The following is a 21,903-nucleotide window of genomic DNA, read 5'->3' as shown; positions in this document are numbered from 1 at the left end:
AGAAACTTTTGCCTGTCCAGACACGTCAAATAGTCAAGGCAATGGCAATAATGGGTAAGTAACTTATATCAAGACATAGGAGGTAAGCATGTGAGGAAACTTTGGGTCACAATTCTATCCGCACTTTTAATTTTTCCCTTAGTATTGCAGCCGCAAGCTCATGCGGCACAAGCCATTAGCATTTATATCAATGGGGTCAAACTACCGACAGATCAGGCGCCGATTCTCGTCGGCAGCCGGGCCATGCTGCCGCTGCGCGCCATATTCGAGGCGCTGGATGCGGGGGTCGACTGGAACCATAAGACAAAGACTGTAACGGCCTGGAAGGACAGCACGACCGTCGTTCTGAAGATCAATTCCAAGTCGGCCACCATCAACAATCAAACGGTAAGCCTTGACGTTCCTGCGCAGAACGTGAAGGGGAGAACGATGGTTCCCGTACGCTTCGTCAGCGAGGCTCTAGGCGAAGACGTCGTATGGGATGCAGCCAGCAAGACGGTGTATATCACGACAAATAGCAATCCGGCATCAGCAGAGCCTGCTGAATTCGTATTGGCCAGAGACATCGCCGACAATGGAGACGGACGGGATCTGCAGATCAGCTTCTCCCGGCCATCGAATCAGTCTTCTATCGATCATTACCGGGTTATGGTCGTCAAGGCAAACAAAACGTCCGGCTTCAACCTGGCATCTGCCTTGAAGGTAACATCTGCCAACTATACGAGCGTAGCGGTCGGAAGCATCGATCCGACAATCACGTTAACGGCTCAGTCCCGCGACGTAGACGGTGATTTGATCCGGGCCGGCCAATCCTATGTGGCCTATGTTGTCTCGGTCGGCAAGGGCAGCTTGAACAGTGCTCTGTCCTATCCGTCTTCCTCGATCACGCTGGGCACCAAGAACTCGGTCGAGGCAGTAACAAATGTGAGAGTCAGCGACGTGAGCGACTATGGAGATGGAAGGGATCTTTATGTAAGTTTTACGAGACCTTCCAAGGATAGTGACATTTCGAGCTACCGCATCTTTGTTGTGAAGACGAAGGATGCAAGCAAGTTCGATCTGGCGGCGGCAAACAAGCTGTCCAGCCAGTATTACACTGTGGTCAATAAAAAATCGAACACGACGCTGGCCACTGCGCTTGGCTCCGGCGCAAGAGACACCTCTGGAGATTACATCAAGAACGGTGTGCCTTATACCGTATTCGTGCAATCGATCAGCAGCAACACGGGGAACGCGGCGCATAAGCTGTCTTCCGCATCGTCTTCGATTACGCTGAGCACGGGCTCGGTCACTGCACCTGTTATTACGCAGGTCATCGATGAGAGCGATTATGGGGATGGCCGCGATCTGCGCATCAGCTTCACGAGATTGTCGGATGAATCCAAAATTAGCGGATACCGCGTGTTCGTCGTTAAAGCCAGCGATTACAGCTCGTTTAATTTAGCGAAAGCAAACAACGTATCCAGTTCTAATTATACGGAGTGGAATAAAGACGGCTACAATTTCAACAGAAACCTGCCTTCCGGAGCAAGAGACGTGGATGGAGCCACCATCCGCAATGGCATCAGCTACCGGGTATTCGTAATGGCGGTAGGCAGCGGCTCTTATGCAGGCAACAATGCGCTGTCCAGCCCGTCCTACCCGATTACACTGTTGAACAATTACAGCGTAGGCAAGGTGTCCAATCTGAACGTCAGCGATGTTAGCGACTATAACGATGGCCGCGACCTGCTCGTGTCCTTCAACCGGGCATCGGATGAATCCAATTTGAGCCATTATCGCGTCCTTGTCGTGAAGGCCTCGAATGCAGGCAGCTTCAACCTCTCGAAAGCGAATGCCGTAAAGAGCGGAAATTATACGCAAATTAACAAAGGAAGCAATAGCTACGTATCGCAGGCGTTGTCCTCCAACGCGAGAGACGTTGACGGAGCTACGATCCGCAACGGCGTCAGCTACCGGGTGTTCGTGTTATCGGTAGGCGGCGGCAGCTACTCAGGCAACAATGTTCTGTCTGATGCATCTTCCGCAATTACACTGACGAACAACTACAGCGTCGGGGCCGTAAACGGTCTGGAGGTAAGAGACGTGAACGATTACAACGATGGCCGCGATTTGCAGGTATCGTTCAATCGTGCTTCTGATGAGACGAACATCAGCCACTACCGTGTCTATGTAGTTAAGGCTGCAAATGCCGGCAGCTTCAATGCTTCCAAAGCTATTAAAGAATCGAACTATACCCGCGTCGACAAAGCTGGCTCCTATTTCAGCTTCACGCTCCCATCTAACGCGCGGGATGTGGATGGAGCGGCGATTCGCAACGGCGTCAGCTACCGCGTATTCGTGCTCTCCGTAGGCTATGACGGCTCCGCGAGCCCGAACGCGCTGGCCTCCGCTCCTTCAGCGATTACGCTGAGCGGGAACAGTGCAGTTGCGCCGGTTGGCAGCTTGACGGCAACGGTTAACGGCAATAACGGCGATGGCCGGGATGTCCTCGTCAGCTTCACAAGATCGGCTACGGAGGACAGCATTGCCGAGCATCGCATCCTGGTCGTTCCGACGAGCCAATTCTTCGGCAAAGAAGAAGCCAATTCGGTAGGGCGTGCCAACTATACGGCAGTCTCGGCAGGAAGAGATGTGTCCCAGGCGCTAACAGCTTCTACACGCGACGTAAACGGCAGTGTGCTGACGGCGGGCGTATCCTACCGGGTGTACGTTCTGTCTGTATCGAAGAGCGGCACGGCTTCGTTGAACGCTCTGGCTGGACCGTCCGGGGACATCAGACTGACGGCCGTTGACCCTGCGGCTCCTGCCGCATCGGGTGTCAGTGTCTCGCCAGACGGCACGGCGAATCTGATCGTCAGCTTCACGAAGCCAGCTAACGAGAATGGCATCTCCTCGTATGCGGTCCTGCTTGTACCTTCAGGGGAGGGCATGACCGAGGCCCGGGCGAGCGGATTGGAGTCGCGCTTGTACAAGACCGTCGGCAGAGGCGGCACTCCTATCATAACGTTCAACGAGGCTGATGTGGACGCCTCTGGCAATCCGATCACGGCAGGCGTGGTTTACCAAGCCTACGTGCTGTCCATTGCCGATGGGGCTAACGCAACCGTGAACAGGTTGTCCGACCCGTCCAATCCTGCAGCCTTGCTCGTCAACACTCCTTAATCTGAAGCGATCGTTGGCGGGAACGCAACATATTGTGCAAGCAGCTGCAGGCGGAAGACCGACAGCTTAAGCAAGCGACACAAAGAACCTGAGGCATCGCCTCAGGTTCTTTGATTTGGCAGATAAACTCTTTGGTTCCAAAGCGAACTAGGAATTTATCTTCTTGTATGGCTAATAGTTACAAAGATAGAGTGTAGACGAATAGAGCAGACGAGCAGATCAGTAAGTCAACAGACAGAGCCGACAGTTGTTTGAGTACATGCGTCCGTTACTTGACCAGATGGACGGGCGGCGGGCCATCGCTCTTGAGCAGGCTGAGGCAGACGATATCAATGAATTCAGCGCCGTCGAATTCGGCTTCCCGCTCGACTCCCTCTTGGCGGAAGCCAAGCGACAGCAGCGTGCGTTGGGCGGCCTGGTTGCCGTCCTCGATCCGCGCTTCGATCCGATTCAGCTCCATCGCATCGAAGCCAAAATCAATGAGAGCGGTTAACGCTTCCTTAAGCAAGCCCCGCTTGCGATACTCGGGATGAAGCTCAAATACGAGCTCAGCTTTATAATGAGCTCTGTTCCACTGGCAGAAGCCGCAGGAGCCGATTAGCCGATTGCTGTGATTAAGATAAATGCCGAAGCGAATTCCCCGCTGCTCCTGATAGGGGGTGATGAACCATTCCTGAATCCGGTAGGCGATGGCTTCTCGTTCCGGGGGCCTGACTGCGCGGTTCTCCTGGGGAGCCGGGATATCTAGATTCTTCTCGTTACCCTGACATGTCTTCATCATCGCAGGGCCTCCATACAGCTCTGCAGCCGCATCCATATCCTGCAGCGTTACCTCCCGCAATTGAAGGCGGGCTGTGGATAGGGCGGGGAAGCGGTCAAACATGTTGATCCTCCTTGATAAACGATGATTCTCGGGGTCCTAGTATTCACGTCCCGTATATTATAACATAATACCTCCTTGAGACGGATTGAACCCCCTTCTTTCCGCCGTTTGACAATCCATCCCAAGGTTAGTACCCTTACAATAAAAAACTTGTACCCAAAGAGGTAACATAATGAACAATATGCAAGGGATAAACGATCTTCTTATATATGTATCCGATAGCGGCGAGTTGAATGACCGTTATGTGTGGCGAAGGGAGAAGCTTTATCAGGGCATGAACGGCAGGTTCGTGGAACGCTTCTATCCGGCCCCGGAGCGGAGCTATATTTTCAAGCCAGTAACTCATGAAGGAAACGGGGATCGCGAAGCCTGGGTGTACGAGCACATTTTGTCCTCCTTCCCGCCTATCTACCCGCAGCTGCTCGGCCGTTCCGCCCCTGGTCTGGGCGAAGCGGGCTGGAGCATCTTTGAGGACCTGGGGGCGATCCGCCACCGGTTCGATGTGCAGCATGCCCTGCTCGCGTCAGAGCAGATCGCCTGGTGGCACTCTTATCCCGCCGAGCATTGGGGGAATATTCCGGAAGCGGGGCAGAAGCCGGGTCTGCAGCAGATGGCTTCAGACCTTCGGGAGCGCCGGGAAGAGGCGGAAAGGGCCCTTGAGGCAGCGGGGCTGCCACGGAGGCTGGCCGGGGATATTCTGCGCAGGCTGGATCAGACGTGGCTAAGCCAGTGGGCTGGGGAAGAGGGCAAGGTGCTGTCGCACGGAGATTTGCATCTTGGCAATTATGCGGTGACTGATGGCGGCGAGCTGTATATTTTAGATTGGGAGCATGCCCATCTGAACGCCCCTTTCTGGGATTTGTACTATCTGATTGATATGTCGCATCCGCGGTATCCCAAACAGATGAACCGGGCTTACCGGGAACAGATATTGCAATGCTATTTGGAGCAGTCCGCTTATTACGGCAAGACATGGGAAGACGAGGAGGCCTTCATCGCTGCTTACAGCCTGTTTGCGGCTGTATTTTCACTATGGATGCTGCTGCTTGTCGCGAATGATCTGGAGCAGGGAAGCGGTGTATGGTCACAGACTGAGCTTCTGGCCCAACGCGGCGAGGTGATGGCCAGCTTGAGGGATTGCTGGGACAGGGCCAGGGCCGGACAGGAGCAGGATCAGGATCAGGAGCAGGATCAGGAGCAGGATCAGATGCAGGTGCATAGGGAGCACAAGGAACATAAGGAGTATAAGGAGCACAAGCTGGAGAAGCATATTTTTCATAACACAGGAAAGGCGGCGAGCCAGTGAAAAAAGTCGGATTAGTGATGCGTAAAATTCAGTTTGCTGAAGCCCAGGGTCCGCGCGTATTTGCCGAGCGCCTGCGGGCTTTGGCTGCCGAGCTTGGAGTCGAGATTATCTTTATTTCGCCGGAGCGCCATGTTAGCGGCCACGACTGGATTCCAGGCTATGAGCATGAAAAAGGGGATTTGGTCAACTACGATATCGTACTCGATCAAATATACGCCCATGGTATTGAGCATGTTATCTTTACAGTGTCCGGATTTACTTATCTGAAGATGTTCATTAAGAATAGCGTGCTGTTTCCGCACAGCTTTCCCGATCCGGCGCTGACAGGCTATGAAATGATGAAGCCCTTCTACAGCATTGTGGACAAAGCGATCGTGCAGACTGAATTCCTGAAAAGGCAGCTGCACAGCGTGTTTGGTGTGACCGACGTCGACGTGATTCCGATCGGCTTCAGCGAGGAGCTGGCACATCGCTACTTCGATCCTGACGCGATCGTGCATAACCGCGTGCTGTGGATCGGCCGGGACGAGGAGAACCGCCGGCCGGATCTGGTGCTGGAATATGCCCGTCGTAACCCGGACCGGGAAGTCTATATGGTGTTCGGCGGGGAGCGCTACCGGGAGAGCATGAAGAAATATGATATCCCGGGGAACGTGAAGCTGCAGTTCGCCCTGTCGCAGGCTGAAATCTTTCAGCTGATGAATTCAGCCAAGGTATACTGGAGCTGTTCCAAATTCGATACGTTTGCGATGCCGTTGACGGAAGCGCTGGCTATGGGCAAAATCGTCGTGAAGCCGGAGCACCCCTGCTATGACCACATCAGCTCAAGGCATGCCTTTGCCGGGAATGAGCTGAACTGGTTCGACTTGGTCAATATGGCGCTGGAGCTGCCCTTGTCCCATTCGCTGGATAACCGGGAATATGCCTTTGGCAAGTTTTCGAGCACGGTAATGAAAGAAGGATACCGCCAATTTTTCGATCATTGGTTGAAGTAATATTCTTTGGCTGCTCTTCCGCATTCTCTCGGTGATGGACAACAAGCATGATATTCATGATGCTGATTTCGCCAGAGTAGTGAAGTACCCGTGATCCCTTATCAGGCCATGCGAGAGCATCTGTGTGGTGTAATTCAGCGTACCATCATCTCTTGGGCGCGGAATATTGCTGCAGTCCTTGTCAATATACAGCGAAGACAGCAAAAAGGCTTACTGCCGAAGTCGCCTGCAGGCGATTTGCAATAAGCCGTCTTAAGCCCTGGGGGCATTTATTTGCTATGTTGATTTGTGAACGAAAACTCCTTATTGCTTTGCTGACCTTAACAGCTGCTCGGCAGCCTGTTCTTCCAGCGGGCGGCTGTAATAGAAGCCCTGGATTTGGTCGCATCCGCTCTCCTGAAGGAATTTGAATTGATCCTCTGTCTCGACGCCTTCCGCCAGGACGGTCATGCCTAAAGACTTGCCAAGCTCGATAATCGAGCGAAGCAGCGAGCTGTCGCGTTGGGAGGAGGGGGTCTCCTGAATAAACGTACGATCGATTTTAAGCACATGCAAGGGCAATGTCTTCAAATAATATATGGAGGAATAGCCCGTTCCGAAGTCGTCCAGCGATAAGCTGATGCCTTTCTCCTTCAGGGAATCGAGCTTCTCCTTGATCATCATCGGGTTGTTGATGAGCGATTCCGTCAGCTCCAGCTCCAAATATTTCGGATCTAGTCCTGTCTGCTCCAGGATATGTTTGACCATAGGAACAAAATGCGGATGTCTGAATTGTACTGCAGAGACGTTGACCGAAATCGGCAGCTTCGGATATCCGGCGTCCTGCCATTTCTTATTTGTACGGCAGGCCTCCCACAGCACCCATTCCCCCAGCTGCACGATGAAGCCGGTGTCTTCGGCGATCGGAATGAATGAGGCGGGCGAGATGCGCCCCAGCTCGGGATCATTCCAGCGGATCAGCGCTTCCAGACCGGTTAGCGCTCGGGTGGCCGCATCGATTTTCGGCTGGTAATGCAGCTCGAACTCCCCCTCAGCTAACGCGCGCGGCAGCTTCTTCTCGATATTAACCCGCTCCAGCAGCTTGTCCAGCAAGTAATAATCGAAATAATGAGGGCCGTTCAGCGCTTCTATTTTCGCTTCCTTCATCGCGAGCTCGGCGTGCTTGAGCAGGATCGCCGATTCGCAGCCGTCATCAGGATAGAGGCTGATCCCCATTGCAAATGTCAGTGTGATTTCTTCCTCGGAGAGAATATACGGTCTTCTCAAAACCTCGTTCAGCTCCCCCGCAATCTCATGAACCTGCAGCGGGTCGGCAATGCCGGAGAGCAGGACGATGAAATCGTCTGCGAAGCTGCGGCAAATCGGCGTCCCTTCTGCCAAAGTGGCTTTGAGCCGATGCGCAACCTCCTTGAGCAGGTCATTGCCGGCGGCTTCGCCGTAGCTCTCATTGATATAACGAAAACGATTCAGGTTCAGGCGAATAACGGCGGCGGTGCGTGTCGTCATCTCTGGCGCTTGAAATTCCTTCTTCATTTCCTCCCGGAAGCCGTAGTTATTCAGAAGTCCAGTGAGCGGATCGAAGTAGGATAGCATTTTGATTCTTTGTTCAGAGGCGTCCCGCTCCTCCATCTCTTTGGTGACATCGAACTGGAGGCCGATGAAATAGGTCGGCTCGCCCTCCGAATTAATGACAGGGCAAATAATAAACTGATTCCAGAACGTACTTCCATCTTTTCTGTAATTTTTAATCGTCACGGTATCGGTCCGGCCTTCCTTGATCGCCTGCCGGATAACCTCCAGATGGGCTTCCTCCGTCTCTTCGCCATGCAGAAACCGGCTATTTCGCATGAGTACCTCTTCGCGGGAATATCCGGTGATCATTTCAAAGCCCTGATTGACGTAGACGAGCGGGTTATCCTGTAAATTCGGATCGGAAATCACCAAGCCGATTCCCATCTTGTCAATGGATCGGAGCAGTGTGGCCGAATCGATAAGTGATGCGATGCTGGAATGACTCAAAATATTAGCCCCCTCGTGTTGACCGCGAATTTATGTAGGACTTATGATGCAAGCATATTGGATTATGCCTTAAAAATATCATATTGCGGAAGGTGCAGGAAATCAATGGATATCGCTCAAGAAAATCATGAAACATGGAGTTTTTTGTCGAAATAATGGAATCATATCAGGAATTTGCCTTAAATCGGGCATTTTCTGGCCAGCGGGCAGAACAAAAATTCGTTCTAGGATACCTAAATTTTGTATTGTTTGAATACATACTGTTCTGCATGAGCCAGACCGTTCTTCGATCCTCACTTATGTTATTGATCAATAATTAAAAATAGAATTTTAATCTATCCCTCTTTGCGGTGTCCTGCAGTTATCATGCATGCCATTGCTCAGAGGGATTTATAGTTAGGGCCGAAAATCGCGCCCCCTGATACGAAATCTGAAGCCTTACGGCCTGTGAAGATAGACCGTACAATTAAATCCAGGTATATGGAAGTGCCTTCACAGGGCGGAGGCTAAATAGGAACGAACCCAGAGGAGCGAATGTATACCTGATGGATGCCCGAGGAACGAACCCAGAGGAGCGAATGTATACCTGATGGATGCCCAGGAACGAACGCTGAAGGTGCGCCGAGGAACGCCTAGGAAACGCCTAGGAAAGGCCAAAGAAACGCCAAAGGTAGCGCTAGAGGTAGCGCCAAAGGTAACTCAAAGGTGAAGCCAAAGGTAACTCCAAAGGTAACGCTAAAGGTAGTTCCAAAGGTATCGCCAAAGATAACTCAAAAGGCAACTCTAAAGGAAGGAACGTCTGCTTAACGAAACGAACATCGAACATCCCGGAGGTCAAATTATGGAACTAGAGCACAGTGCCGAGCCAGCCGCATTGTCAAGGATGGGAAATATGCGTCCTAAGACGCCTCGCCGCCACGGGCTGAGGAAGCTGTACAGACAGCGGCATATTCAGATCATGGCTCTGCTGGGCATCGCCTGGATCATTCTTTTCAACTACGTGCCGATGTACGGAATTATTATTGCTTTCAAGGACTATAGGATCATTAAATCCATTGCCGAGGCGTCTTGGGTCGGCTTCGAGCATTTCAAGGCCTTTTTCGAGGACGATAATTTCGCAAACGTCATGAAGAACACCTTAGGAATTAGCTTGATCAAGTTAATCGTCGGTTTTCCACTGCCGATTATCTTCGCTTTATTCCTGAATGAAATACGGTCGCTCCGGTACAAGAAGGCGATTCAGACCATATCCTATTTGCCGCACTTCCTGTCCTGGGTCGTCCTGGGCGGAATATTGACGACATGGCTGGCGGACGTTGGGATTATCAACGATATTTTATTAGCGTTGAACCTCATTCAGGAGCCGATTTCCTACCTTGCCGAGCCGGATTATTTCTGGGGGATTATCATTACGTCGGATATTTGGAAGGAGCTCGGGTGGTCGGCGATCATCTATCTGGCGGCGATCTCCAGTGTGCCGCCTGATCTGTATGAGGCCGCTACGATTGACGGGGCGGGAAGGTTCCAGAAAATGTGGTACGTCACGCTGCCATCGATCAAAGCCACGATTTCAATCCTGTTCATCCTGGCCGTCAGCGGTGTGCTCAATTCCAATTTCGATCAAATCCTGGTGCTGCGCAACGCTCTGAACGAGAGCGCCAGCAATGTCATCGATATTTATGTATACCAGACAGGAATGCTGTCCGGACGCTTTTCCTACTCCACTGCAGTTGGCCTGTTCAAATCGGTGATAGCCCTGATACTTCTGCTGATCGCGAACAGTGTAACCAAGAAGCTGAATAATACATCACTCTTCTAGGAAGGAGCCGAGCGGACATGCTGAGTCTTAATCGCAAAACCAGGGGCGAAGCCATCTTCGATCTCTTGAATAATCTGGGGATGCTGCTGATATGCTTTGTGACCCTGTATCCGATCTGGTACGTCGTAGTGAACTCGCTGAACGAGGGCATGGACGGCATGCGCGGCGGAATCTACTGGTGGCCCCGGGTATTCAGCTTCGAGAACTATACGGCAGTCTTTAGGAATCCTGGCATCATGCTGGCAATGGGTGTAACGGTCGCTAAGACCTTGCTGGGAACGGTACTCCACGTATTCTTCACGGCGATGGTCGCCTATGCTTTCTCCAGGCGGGAGCTGATCGGGGGCAAGATTTATATTTTCATCGGTACGGTCACGCTGTTCTTCGGCGGAGGGTTGATTCCGACCTACCTGCTGATGAGGGATCTGCATCTCCTGGACAATTTTCTGGTATATATTATTCCGGTGATGTTCAGCTTCTTTGATCTCATTATCTTCATGACCTTCTTCCGGGAAATTCCGGACGGTCTGGAGGAAGCGGCGGAAATGGATGGAGCTCATGATTGGTCGATTTTCGTCCGAATCATCATTCCGGTATCGCTGCCGGTGATCGCCACGATCTCGCTGTTTCACGGCGTGTATCAATGGAATGATTATTTCACCGGTGTTATTTACATGAACAATATGGATTTGCAGCCGATTCAGACTTATTTGTACCGGGTCGTGGCCCAGTCGAGCTCGAATCAGATGGTGGCCCAGATCCCGGGTGGCGTTGGCAAGACGGTCACCTCGCAATCGATCAAGCTGGCTACGATGGTCGTGACGACAATGCCGATCGTTTTCGTCTACCCATTCCTGCAGCGCTATTTCGTCAAGGGGATGATGATCGGTTCGATCAAAGGGTAAGATTAAATTTTTCATTTGAAAAGGGGTAATTTTACATGATGGCAAAGCGTAAGACAAAGAACTTTGCACTGCTCCTATGTGCGTTGCTGCTGATTCTGTCGGCGGCCTGCTCCAGCGGGGGCGGAAACAAGAACCAGAACGGCGCCCAGCAGCCGGTCGAAGAGCAGCCGGCCCACGAAGTAAAACTGACGGAGAATGATCCGGGCTGGAAGGCAGATACGTCACCGATTACTTTTGATTGGTATATTAATTTCGCCTGGTTCCCCAACAAGTGGGGCGTAGACATTACGAGCCAGTATGTCACGGAGAAGACGGGGGTTAACGTGAATTTCATCGTTCCGGCAGGGAACGAAGCGGAGAAGATGAATACTATGATCGCCTCCGGCAGTCTTCCGGATTTCATTACGCTGGGCTGGTATGAAGACGCTGTCAAGCAAATGATCGAGGGCGGTCTGGTGCTGCCGCTCAATGAGCTAGCCGATCAGTATGATCCTTATTTCTATAAGGTCACCGATCCGGCGAAGGTGTCGTGGTATACGCAGGAGGACGGCAATATTTACGGCTATCCGAATGCGTCCTCTTCGCCTGAGGACTATAAGAAGTTCGGAGACAATCTGACCTCGACGCAGACGTTCCTGGTGCGCAAGGATATGTATGAAGCGCTGGGCAAGCCGGATATGCGGACACCGGAAGGCTTCCTGAAGGCATTGGAGGATGCCAAGAAGATGTTTCCGGACGTGAACGGGCAGCCGCTGATTCCGCTGGGCATGTACGATTTTCATGAGAAGGGCAACGCGTCGCTTGAGCATTACATCCAGAACTTCCTGGCGGTGCCTTATGAGAAGGACGGCAGGCTGAATGACAGGTTCACTGATCCCGATTATGTGAATTGGCTGAAAACGCTGCGCAAAGCCAATGAAATGGGGCTGCTCGCCAAGGATATCTTCATTGATAAGCGTCCGCAAATGGAGGAAAAAATTGCCCAAGGCCGTTATTTTGCAATGCTGTATTCGAGATCGGATTTGGCGGCCCAGCAGAATGTATTGTATGCCGAGGATCCAAATTCCATATACATTGCGGTAGACGGGCCAGCCAACTCCAAGCTGGATCAGCCTACATTGGCGGGGCCTTCCATCTCCGGCTGGACAGTTACGCTCATTTCCAAAAACGTGAAAGACAAGGCCCGCGCTATCCGCTTCCTCGATTATTTAATATCGGAGGAAGGGCAGCGGGATACGTTCCTAGGCAAGCAGGGCGTTACCTGGGATACGATTGACGGCAAGGATCAATTCCTGCCGGAGGTGGCGGATATGCTCAACAATGACCGCAGCTCGTTCGATAAACAGTATGGCGCTTCCCATACGTTCTGGATGCTGATGGACACGAACATGACTCCGGCTTGGGCGCCGCCGGCGGTTGAACCGTTCAAGCAAATGGAGGATTGGACGCGCGGCAAGACGATGAGCTTCTCGCAATATGACCAGATCGACCCGGTGGGCAATTCGGACGAAGGCATCATGAATACGAAAATTTTGCAGGAGTGGGGGAAGGTGCTGCCTAAGCTGCTGCTGGCCAAATCGGATGAGGAGTTCGATAAGCTCTGGGACGCTTACCTGAAGAAGCGCGATGAGCTTGGCTTCGCCAAGGTCCAGGAATACAAGCAGCAGAAGTTCGAGGAGAATTTGCAGAAGCTTGCTGCATTTATTGAATAGGTAGATCGCGTGCTTGTTTTACCATGGGGTACCTCATTTTCGGTTTGGCCGGATGGGGGCCCCTTTGGCTGTATTTTCAAGCATTATAGCTTTTTGAAAAAAGACTGCATTGGGAGCATGATTATGACCTTGGGTCGCCTATGATTGGTTTTCGGCCTACCTCTTATTAACCAATGATATATATCCTCCTATCTCATCCAAGAAATCTGAGAGGAACAGTGATCGTATGAACATTTGGCGTACTCCTTGAACAGAGCACTTGTACAGCAGCGTTTGCACACAGTATTTGAAGCGCAGCATTTACACTACAGTACTTGCACATAGCACTTGCACATAGCACTTGCACACAGTATTTGTACACCGCACTTGTATACAGCACTTGTATACAGTACTTGTACAGAGTATATGTAGGGCAGCATCTGCACAGAAGCATTTGCATAGCCCTTGCACCACAGCCATTTTAATAGTCAACTTATATAAATGGATTTATAGTAGTTAGTTTCTTCGATCAAGAAGGGGTAGCGGATTTAAATGGAATTCATGTCGTTAGGAGAAGGGAAATGGCCAATTATGAGCTGGATACTTGATATTAGGTGCATAGAATCCATCTAATCCCCTGAAACATTCGTTTAGAGGGTAATTAGATACATGAATTCCATCTAGTGTACGACAGCCTGGTATATGCCTCAAAGGTAACAACGGCTTAGTGCACGATAGCCTGGTATATGCCACTAAGGTACAACGGTTTTGTACGACAGCCTGGTATATGCCACTAAGGTACAACGGTTTGTACGACAGCCTGGTATATGCCACTAAGGTACAACGGTTTGTACGACAGACAGCCTGGCATATGCCTCAAAGGTAACAATGGCTTTATTGTACGATACAGCTAGGTAAACGCAGCTAATATAAGATGAGCAAAAATCGGATGCAGGCAGCGGGAGAAAAATGATTCCGAAGAAACGGAGAATTCAACCCGTATTTATCCAAGAAATCTGGGAGCAATAGCGATCATGGAGAGATTTTACGTACTTGTCTCACATTCGTTTCAATGAGTTCATTTCAATAGTTTATATAGCGTATTTTTGCGTAGAACAGGAAGTGCAGAGGATGAAGCAGCGTATGATTACGGCTTGGCAGCCGATCATCTACTGGCTCAGACGCAGGTCGATGCAGAGCCGTCTTGTGACCGCGTATATCGTGATTATTTTGATTCCGAGCATCATCATTTCCAACTATTTTTTCAATGAAATCAGCAGGACATATACCCGGGATGCGGTGAAGCAGAGCCAATTCATGCTGGAGCTGGAGAAGTTCCATATCGAGAAGCAGATCGAGGTGATGGAATCCGCTGCCCATATTACGATCTTGGATCAGGAATTGATCGATTATTTAACTCTGAATGAGGAGCCGGGGACGATCGAGCTGCTGGAGCTGACCCGGGGAACCTTCGCCGATTTTACCCGGATTCAATTCAATAATCCCAGTATTCTGCATTGGCGGCTCTTCGGTAACAACCCGCTGATCCATGAGATATGGCCGATTGTGTTCCAGGAGAGGCGGATTGAGAACGAGGCCTGGTTTGCCGAGGCCAGAGCGCTGGGCGGGGCGGAAATGTGGGTGTTCCAGGCGGACGACCGGGACATTATGAAGCGCTATACGTCCGAACCGAACGCCGATCAGCCGAAGGTCTCTCTGCTGCGGGAAATCAACAAGGGAGGCAGGCATATCGGCATCGTCAGCATCGAAATGCTGCTCAAGGAATTCTCCCCGAAGACGTTTGCGGGCATTGGGGACGTCGAATACCAGATGATGATTATGGATCATACCGGCGCGTTGTTCGTGGATCATAGACGGAGCATTTCCGGCGACAACGAGGCGATGATCGGCGAGGTGCGCCGGCAGTTCGCACACCTGCAGCATAGCGGGAGAGAGACTAGCGAGTTCAAAATCAACGACCAATCGTATTTAATCACAGCCTCCCCGGTGGAACGGGTAGGGGCTCATTTGATTAACGTCATTTCCATGGAGGGTCCTCTAAATCATATTTCGCAATTGAAGAAGCAGATTATCGCTGCCAACATTATTCTTATTCTCGTGCTATCGATGATTACATATTTCCTGAACTCCATGATTCTAAAGGGCTTAAAACGTCTGACGGACGCTATGAAAAAAGTTCGCAGGGGAGAGCTGAATACCACCGTACCTCGCTTGGAGGGAAGCGGGGAGGTCGGAGAACTGGCGCATCATTTTAATAAATTGCTGCAGACGATCAACGAGCTGATCGCCCAAGGCGTGCGGAAGCAGGCGATGACGAAGGAGGCGGAGCTGCGAACGCTGTACAGTCAAATCGATTCGCATTTTCTGTACAATACGCTGGAGAATATTAAAATGCTGGCTGAGATTGAAAATCAGAGAACGATTTCCGATGTGCTTACCTCTCTCGGCGGAATGATGCGCTACAACTTTAAATGGACGGGCGAATATGTAAAGCTAAGGGACGAAATTCGTCATATTGAAAACTATATTGAAATTATGAATATTCGTTTTGACGAGCCTATAGCATTGTCCTTGGATGTATCCCCATATTTTATGGAGCTGGAAGTGTTAAAGATGTCGCTGCAGCCGCTTGTAGAGAACTGCGTCAAATATGCTTGGCCTGACGGCGAAGGCCAAGGCCGCCGCGAAATTAAGATGGCGGTGAAGGATTGGGGGGATAACGGGATTGTCATCACGGTAGCTGATAACGGTAGAGGCATGGACGAAGTCCTTGTCAGCCGGATCAATGCCAGCATCGTGGCGGCCGGGTTGCAGGAAAGGGAACGGGTAGGCTTTGAGCGAAGCGGAGAGAAGACGGAGGGGATCGGGCTCAGGAACGTCCATGAGCGGATCCTGCTGTATTACGGCAAGCCTTACGGCTTGGAAATCTTCAGCGTACAGGGACAATATACCGAGGTTGTCATGAGAATTCCGAAGGTTCTGCTGACAGGAAGGGGGATGGACATTGAGAAAGCTGTTGATCGTAGATGATGAGAAGAATATTCGGATCGGAATGAAAATGATGATCGAGCGCGAATTTCCAGGCATGTACGCCATCATGACGGCCACCCAGGGGGAGGAAGCGCTGGCGCTGTATCGCAGCAAAGGGGCCGATATCGTCATTACGGATATTCGCATGCCGGTCATGGATGGGATTGCTTTGATTGAGAAGCTCAGTGACAACGATTCATCGGGGGGGCTTCGCCTCAAGCCGAACATTATTATTCTAAGCGGCTATGAGGATTTTGAATATGCCAGGGCCGCCATCAAATATCAGGCGCAGGATTATTTATTGAAGCCGATCCGGCGGGATGAGCTGTTTGCCTCGCTGCGCAAATGCGAAGAGGATCTTCAGCGGCGTTCCCGGTTAGCCGAGACGGTTGCCGGGGCGGAGTCTTACCGGCGCAAGCTGCAGTCCAGCCGCCTGCAGGAGCTGCTGATGCAGACCGGGCTTACCGAGCAGGAGCGGCGGGAGCTTGGGCGGGAAATCGATTTTGCGGGCTATACGCTTCCGTTCACGGTAGCCGTCGCTGTTTATAAGTATGAGGATGGACGCGAGATGCAGCGCGGAGAATTAATGGCGCTGGTCGAGGAGCTGCTGCATCAATGCGAGGAAGGCCTTGTGCTGAATGCCTCTTTCCATGACCGGGAGGGCCGGGTCGTGCTTATTGGCAGCCCCGGGGAGAGGTTTGCCGGGCTGGCGCAGCTGGCGGAGGCCAAGGGCCTTAGCGGATTGCTATGCGGGTTAAGCGAGGAAGGGGTGCGGATGGAGGATATCCCCAATTGTTACCGTCAAGCGCTGCAGGCTGTGGAGTATTCCTTCATCTATCCTCAAGTCCAGATCATCAGATATCAGGATATTCAGGGCCAACGGCTGCACTATGCCGTGCCAGAGGAGGAAATCCGCAAGCTGGGCAACATCCTGGGAACGAACCACGGGAAGGAGATTAGTCCCTTGCTGCACAGTATCTTTCATAGCGAGGAGCTGGCCGAGCTCGACATCCATTATATCGAGCGAATCAGCCAGAGAATCAATGAACAGGTGCTGGATGAAGTGTTCCGTTTGTACGGGGAGGCGTCCGTGGAGGTGCTTAAGCTGTACCGCAGGGTCGGCATGATGGGCCGCTTCCGCCATTTTCACGATTATTTCAGGTCGCTGGAGCAGCTATTATTCAGCTTGCATGAGTATATCAAGGGCATTCGCTTTGCTCACTCCGAGCACGGGGACATGAAGGAAGCGGTGGCTTACATCGAAGAGAATTATCATCGCTCCCTGAACATGGCCATTGTCAGCAATCACGTGTCATTGAACTATTCCTATTTCAGCGAAGCGTTCAAGGCGTATACCGGAGAGAGCTTCGTAGTGTATTTGAAAAAAGTAAGAATCCGCAAGGCCAAGCAGCTGTTGCGCGATCAACGGCTTAGGCTTGCGGATGTCGGGGCGGCGGTAGGCTTCGAGACCGCTAAGCAGTTTTCCCGCGTGTTTAAGGAGCTGGAGGGCATTTCTCCGTTCGAGTATCGGGCGAAGCTGTTAGCCAGCCAAGAGCAGACACATTCCCAGGCATAAGGCAGAGCAGGATGGGCCGGGTCAGGGGCTGGTGCTGCCTCCTGATTCATGAGCATGAACCTTGAGTCACTAACCCCTAGCGACTAACTAAGTTCGCTCATTACTTTGAGTTTATCTTGGCTGCTGCTTTTGCAATGATCTCGGATATTTGCGTTTCCAGCTTGTACATGTTCTGTTTATGGGTCAGAACCTGATTCGACAGCTTAGTCGCGCGGTTCAAGGTATCCGAGGCTCTCCCAGCGTCTTTATTCTTCAAGGCGGTCTTGAAATTTTTCCATTCGGTAGCCATGCTCTTGTTTTTGCTGCTGACCGCGCTTCGCTCCGCTTTTATTTTGACTTTGACGGCGTCGATTTGGGAGAGCACGGTGCGAATTTCTTTCGTCCTTCTTGTCTTCTCGCTCTTAGCTGCCTTCAGCTCCGCCTCCCGATTGCGGATGTGGAGGCGGGCAAGCTCGATCGCCGGCTTCATGGCGTCGGCCTGCTGCTTCAGCGACTTGTACAAGCTCTTATCCTTCCGGGATTTGACCGCAGAGGCCTGCTTGTTCAAGGTGCTGTGCAAATTGAGCAGCGGCTGCAGCTTGCTCCGCGCCGTCTTGGCTTGGCTGTCCAGCTTGCGGATTTTGTCTGCATCCAAATTGCTGATTTGCTTGCGTACTTCGACAAGCCGGGCTTCATTGCTGAGCCTCTGGCTGTTGATCTTAGCGTCCTGGGCCTTGAGCTGCTTATCCAGAGCTGCCAAATCGTTGTACTGCTTCAGCAGCCGAGTCTTCGTGGTGCCGCCAGCAGCCTCCGCCGTCTTCTCCAGAGAAGCCTTCAGGGAATCAGTGAACTCGAGAGCAGCAGCCTTGACTGAGGGCGCAGGGGCCACAAGGCATTGAAGCAGCAAAAGCAGCATGCCGGCAAGTAGTACAGTGAACCGTCCTCGCATTCCATCCTTACGTGAATCCATTCTTCATTCCTCTCCTTTAGTTTATTCTTGGTCTAGACCAGAAATGATGCCGAACGACAAAAAAGCACCCGTGAGAATAGGCGCTGGCGCCTGCTCCTACGGGTGCTTCCGTCGTAAGGAATCATTAAAACATTGTCTCCAATATACATTTAAATGTCATTTATGTCAAATATTATACCCTTGGTCAGATGAATCGTTGCCGACTTTGAGCGCCTATTTCTTATAAAAATCAATAATTTGTGTCATTATACTACAATTTAACATATTGGGATTGACGACCCATTTTCTGGTGACATAGAATACAGTTAATTCAAAAAAATAGGAGGAATGGATATGAATGTTGGTTTGGCCGTAGCTATATTTTTATCAACTATTCTTATATATTCCTTTATCTCAAAGCTGCTATCTTATCAGGATTTCAAGAAAACCATTGATAAGCTAGGCTTCCCCCAGTTTACAGCCTGGTTTGTAATGACGGTCGAAATTATTGCTGCTGCCATGCTGCTAATAGATCCTCTGCGTCAAGCCGGCCAGGCGGGAGCAGTGCTGTTGTTTCTATCGTTTTATTTTGCAGCCGGTGTATCCATTTACAAGAAGCTCGACGTTACCTGCAATTGCTTCGGGAAGGCAAGCGAAGAGAAGCTTGGGTGGGGGACGATGTTGAGAAACACTCCGTTATTCCTCTTGTCGGCAGCTGGCCTCGTCATAAACGAGACCTCCTCGATCCTTATGCAGGATATCACTGAGCTGATCAGCTGCATTGGACTTTCCATTGGCCTATTAAGTGTTTACCTCATGCTGAAGAATAGAAAACTAATCCTAGGGGAAAATTCAAAATGAATCTATTTAATTTGTCGTATCTCGTCCTGTGGGTGATCGTCGCTTTGCAATCCTACTTCATTATTCAATTGGGCAGGAATAAATTATACATGCAGAACAGGGAAGCGGACCACGGCCCGACTCTTTTAAAAGAAGAGCATGGGATACCCAAAGGACAAGTGTTTAGCAAACAGCAATTTCAATCTGTAAACAAGGGAATTATCGATCTAACAAAAATTCGTGCTAACGGTTTTTTGATAGCGCTTACCTCGCTTGGCTGCGACCAGTGCAAGCCGCTTTACCCCATACTTGAAAACTATCATAGGCAGAATGCGGATATTCAACTGATTCTGATGACGGTAGGTCTGGAAGAGGAAGTTATCAGCAACATACATAAATTTCAATTGACGATGCCGGTTGTGCCAATTACCACTGCAGATATGAAGGCGATGCAGACGGGATACTTCCCCTTCATGTATTACTTATCCCCGCGAGCCGAAGTGTTAACGAAGAGTCTTGTTTTTGATGAAGAGCAATTTGCTCTATTGCTTGAAAGAGGAATGATGGCTAAGACAGCATAACCTGTTAGATAGTTGAGGCAAATTGCCTTTGACTATACATATCAATTATGAAAGGAGGGAACAAGATGTGCTATATGTATGAGCCTTGCACTAGTACACAATGTACAACGCAAGCCTATGACCAAAACGGGAAACCACTACCGTATCAAATCATTAAAAATGTTAAAGAACACTACCTGGAGAACTGTGGCAGCGGTTCTGGCTACAAAGGATCAAGCTGCAGTTGTTAAAATTCATACGTATAAGTGAAGAGTGGATTCCGCTCTTCACTTTATATTTATTATGGTTAAGGTGGATATAATGCAGAAAAACTCGATTCATAGTGCGGGAAGCACATTCCAGGAGAAGAGAAGAGTCGTTATCGACATGTTTCGCCGGTTCATCCCGATTATGCTCAAGGTCATTCCCGGAGCGACGGCTTTTCTCGTGCTGCTTAAAATAATTCCTTCTTTCGTGCCGATTGTTCAAATCTATCTTGTGAAGGAACTAATTGATATCATTACCAAAATATTTAGTCAGCAGCAAGGATTACTGCCTGATGCTTTCCAATTGTTAGCCATTCAAGCGGCTATTATGCTTTTTGAAAGAGTCTGCTTTTATATAGAAACGTTAATCGGACTTCGGGCTCAGCAAAAGCTGAAGTACCATTTTGAACAGCTGCTAATCCAGAAGTCTGCCCGGTTACCTTTAAGTTTCTATGACCGCCCTGATTACTATGATCAGCTGGAAAAGGCAGCGTTCGGCGTGGATATAAAGGGGTTTAATATTTTCAACTTGATCCTGAATGCTGCCCGTACGGTCATCACCATGGTTGGTTTAATTGTGGTTATACTGTCCTTTCACTGGATATTGGCTGTAGCCGTTCTGCTCATGCTCGTTCCAAACATTCTAGTAAACTCCTATTTTGGTAAGCAAAAATACAATCAAATGGTTTCTCAAACACCAACGCAGCGAAAAGCTCATTATTTGCTGACCACACTTCATAGCAGAGCTGCTGCCAAAGAGCTAAGGGTGTATAACTACGTATCTTATTTATTCTCCAAATGGAAAACACTATTCTGGCAAACGTCGAATGAACGCTACGAGCTGGAGAAGCGTTCCGGCTCCAAGATGCTTTTGGTTCATATATCCCATCATTTATTAGATATTGCTGCGGTTATTATTCTAATCTTCTTTGGTGCCAGTGGTGCGCTAACGATCGGCCATTATGTCTCATTGACTCAGGCTATGGGGCAAATTCAATTTATGATAGCTACCCTGGGCGCTAATATAGCCAGCATATACGAAGAATCCCTGTTCGTCAGCGAGGTATTGAATTATCTGGATCTGGAAGACGAGAGTATGGGAGAACGCACGCGGAAATTTCCTGAACGGCTGGCGACCTTGATTGAAATTGATAATCTTTATTTTACATATGCAAGTCATTCCGAGCCTCAAATAAAAGGAGTCAGCTTTACCATCAAGCCCGGAGAGAAGATAGCCATCGTCGGAGAAAATGGCGCGGGAAAAAGTACACTGGTCAAATGCCTGCTCGGACTCTATACGCCGGACAGCGGGACGATCCGGTTTGATGGCGTGGATATTGCCTCCATTGATCCCAAAAGCATGCGTGAGAATGTGTCTGCCGTATTCCAGGATTATGTAAGCTACCAGCTGACGGCCCGTGAGAACATGGCAATGGGGCATGCTCGCATGCATGAAGATGCCTTTGTGCAAGCGGCGGCGGCCAAATCAGGCATTGGGGAGCTGCTGGAGAGACTGCCGAACGGCTTGGACACGGAGCTGGGACCGGCATTCAGCAATGGATACGAATTGTCAGGGGGGCAATGGCAGAAAATTGCGCTAAGCCGGGCATTTATAAGAGATGCCCAGATTGTTATTCTCGACGAGCCGACGGCTGCGTTGGATCCGAGAGCAGAAGCAGAAATATACGATAAATTTGCGAGTCTGTATGATGGTAAGACTACGATTATGATCTCGCATCGCTTAAGCAGCTGCCGATTTGCGGATAAAATTATTGTACTTCACAACGGCGAAATTGTTGAAGAAGGGAGTCATGAACAGCTGGTGCGCTTAAACGGCGCTTATGCAGAAATGTTCCATACGCAGGCGAAACGATATACCGCATAAGCTAGACTCCGTAG

General features: G+C 50.4%; 14 protein-coding genes. 11 read left to right on the top strand and 3 right to left on the bottom strand.

The window, feature by feature from the left end; translation table 11 throughout:
* Positions 1 to 90 precede the first annotated feature (90 nt).
* Complete coding sequence (locus BN2762_RS10530) at positions 91 to 3,165, top strand: copper amine oxidase N-terminal domain-containing protein (protein WP_055106960.1); 3,075 nt, start codon at positions 91 to 93, stop codon at positions 3,163 to 3,165.
* A gap of 268 nt (positions 3,166 to 3,433) precedes the next feature.
* On the opposite strand, the gene BN2762_RS10525 is transcribed toward BN2762_RS10530, so the two are convergent.
* The gene (locus BN2762_RS10525; protein WP_055106959.1) at positions 3,434 to 4,048 is read right to left on the bottom strand and encodes a GNAT family N-acetyltransferase; all 615 of its coding nucleotides are present in this window, start codon (positions 4,046 to 4,048) and stop codon (positions 3,434 to 3,436) included.
* Positions 4,049 to 4,220: 172 nt separating this feature from the next.
* On the opposite strand from BN2762_RS10525, the gene BN2762_RS10520 reads away from it, so the two are divergent.
* Both BN2762_RS10520 and BN2762_RS10515 read left to right on the top strand, forming a co-directional pair.
* Complete coding sequence (locus tag BN2762_RS10520) at positions 4,221 to 5,354, top strand: phosphotransferase family protein (protein ID WP_055106958.1); 1,134 nt, start codon at positions 4,221 to 4,223, stop codon at positions 5,352 to 5,354.
* Entirely contained in the window at positions 5,351 to 6,349 is a 999-nt protein-coding gene (locus BN2762_RS10515) for a glycosyltransferase (RefSeq protein WP_055106957.1), read from the top strand. Before BN2762_RS10520 ends, BN2762_RS10515 begins: the two co-directional genes overlap by 4 nt.
* Before the next feature lie 303 nt (positions 6,350 to 6,652).
* On the opposite strand, the gene BN2762_RS10510 is transcribed toward BN2762_RS10515, so the two are convergent.
* Entirely contained in the window at positions 6,653 to 8,368 is a 1,716-nt protein-coding gene (locus tag BN2762_RS10510; protein WP_055106956.1) for a putative bifunctional diguanylate cyclase/phosphodiesterase, read from the bottom strand.
* An 883-nt stretch (positions 8,369 to 9,251) separates the two neighbouring features.
* Here BN2762_RS10510 and BN2762_RS10505 point away from each other — a divergent pair.
* The 5 genes from BN2762_RS10505 (at position 9,252) to BN2762_RS10485 (ending at position 17,410) form a co-directional block, all read left to right on the top strand.
* On the top strand, positions 9,252 to 10,187 hold the full coding sequence (locus tag BN2762_RS10505; RefSeq protein ID WP_055109910.1) for an ABC transporter permease: 936 nt from the start codon (positions 9,252 to 9,254) through the stop codon (positions 10,185 to 10,187).
* Between the two features lie 17 nt (positions 10,188 to 10,204).
* Positions 10,205 to 11,092, top strand: a complete 888-nt coding sequence (locus BN2762_RS10500) for a carbohydrate ABC transporter permease (protein WP_055106955.1) — start codon at positions 10,205 to 10,207, stop codon at positions 11,090 to 11,092.
* A 35-nt stretch (positions 11,093 to 11,127) separates the two neighbouring features.
* Positions 11,128 to 12,804: an extracellular solute-binding protein gene (locus tag BN2762_RS10495; protein ID WP_055106954.1), complete on the top strand. Its 1,677-nt coding sequence runs from the start codon at positions 11,128 to 11,130 to the stop codon at positions 12,802 to 12,804.
* A gap of 1,110 nt (positions 12,805 to 13,914) precedes the next feature.
* The gene (locus BN2762_RS10490; protein WP_074048614.1) at positions 13,915 to 15,834 is read left to right on the top strand and encodes a sensor histidine kinase; all 1,920 of its coding nucleotides are present in this window, start codon (positions 13,915 to 13,917) and stop codon (positions 15,832 to 15,834) included.
* Positions 15,809 to 17,410 (top strand): response regulator, encoded by a 1,602-nt coding sequence (locus BN2762_RS10485; protein WP_055106952.1) that lies wholly within the window; start codon positions 15,809 to 15,811, stop codon positions 17,408 to 17,410. Before BN2762_RS10490 ends, BN2762_RS10485 begins: the two co-directional genes overlap by 26 nt.
* A gap of 100 nt (positions 17,411 to 17,510) precedes the next feature.
* On the opposite strand, the gene BN2762_RS10480 is transcribed toward BN2762_RS10485, so the two are convergent.
* A complete protein-coding gene (locus BN2762_RS10480; protein ID WP_055106951.1) occupies positions 17,511 to 18,359 on the bottom strand; it encodes a hypothetical protein in 849 nt (282 codons plus the stop codon).
* Positions 18,360 to 18,692: 333 nt separating this feature from the next.
* Between BN2762_RS10480 and BN2762_RS10475 the strand changes: the two genes are divergently transcribed.
* The 3 genes from BN2762_RS10475 (at position 18,693) to BN2762_RS10465 (ending at position 21,889) form a co-directional block, all read left to right on the top strand.
* Positions 18,693 to 19,199, top strand: coding sequence for a MauE/DoxX family redox-associated membrane protein (locus BN2762_RS10475; RefSeq protein ID WP_055106950.1), 507 nt, complete (start codon positions 18,693 to 18,695; stop codon positions 19,197 to 19,199).
* An 89-nt stretch (positions 19,200 to 19,288) separates the two neighbouring features.
* A complete protein-coding gene (locus BN2762_RS10470; protein ID WP_148499920.1) occupies positions 19,289 to 19,759 on the top strand; it encodes a hypothetical protein in 471 nt (156 codons plus the stop codon).
* A gap of 300 nt (positions 19,760 to 20,059) precedes the next feature.
* Entirely contained in the window at positions 20,060 to 21,889 is a 1,830-nt protein-coding gene (locus tag BN2762_RS10465; protein ID WP_055106948.1) for an ABC transporter ATP-binding protein, read from the top strand.
* Positions 21,890 to 21,903 lie beyond the last annotated feature (14 nt).

This window comes from Paenibacillus ihumii (assembly GCF_001403875.1).
Taxonomy (GTDB): Bacteria; Bacillota; Bacilli; order Paenibacillales; family Paenibacillaceae; genus Fontibacillus; species Fontibacillus ihumii.
The sequence above is the reverse complement of the archived record's forward strand: the minus strand, read 5'-3'. Positions and strand labels throughout refer to the sequence as shown.

Coding starts and splice junctions, on each gene's coding strand:
- BN2762_RS10525 (WP_055106959.1), bottom strand. CDS start 4,048: ATGTTTGACCGCTTCCCCGCCCTATCCACAGCCCGCCTTCAATTGCGG.
- BN2762_RS10520 (WP_055106958.1), top strand. CDS start 4,221: ATGAACAATATGCAAGGGATAAACGATCTTCTTATATATGTATCCGAT.
- BN2762_RS10505 (WP_055109910.1), top strand. CDS start 9,252: ATGGGAAATATGCGTCCTAAGACGCCTCGCCGCCACGGGCTGAGGAAG.
- BN2762_RS10500 (WP_055106955.1), top strand. CDS start 10,205: ATGCTGAGTCTTAATCGCAAAACCAGGGGCGAAGCCATCTTCGATCTC.
- BN2762_RS10495 (WP_055106954.1), top strand. CDS start 11,128: ATGATGGCAAAGCGTAAGACAAAGAACTTTGCACTGCTCCTATGTGCG.
- BN2762_RS10490 (WP_074048614.1), top strand. CDS start 13,915: ATGAAGCAGCGTATGATTACGGCTTGGCAGCCGATCATCTACTGGCTC.
- BN2762_RS10480 (WP_055106951.1), bottom strand. CDS start 18,359: ATGGATTCACGTAAGGATGGAATGCGAGGACGGTTCACTGTACTACTT.
- BN2762_RS10475 (WP_055106950.1), top strand. CDS start 18,693: ATGAATGTTGGTTTGGCCGTAGCTATATTTTTATCAACTATTCTTATA.
- BN2762_RS10470 (WP_148499920.1), top strand. CDS start 19,289: ATGCAGAACAGGGAAGCGGACCACGGCCCGACTCTTTTAAAAGAAGAG.
- BN2762_RS10465 (WP_055106948.1), top strand. CDS start 20,060: ATGCAGAAAAACTCGATTCATAGTGCGGGAAGCACATTCCAGGAGAAG.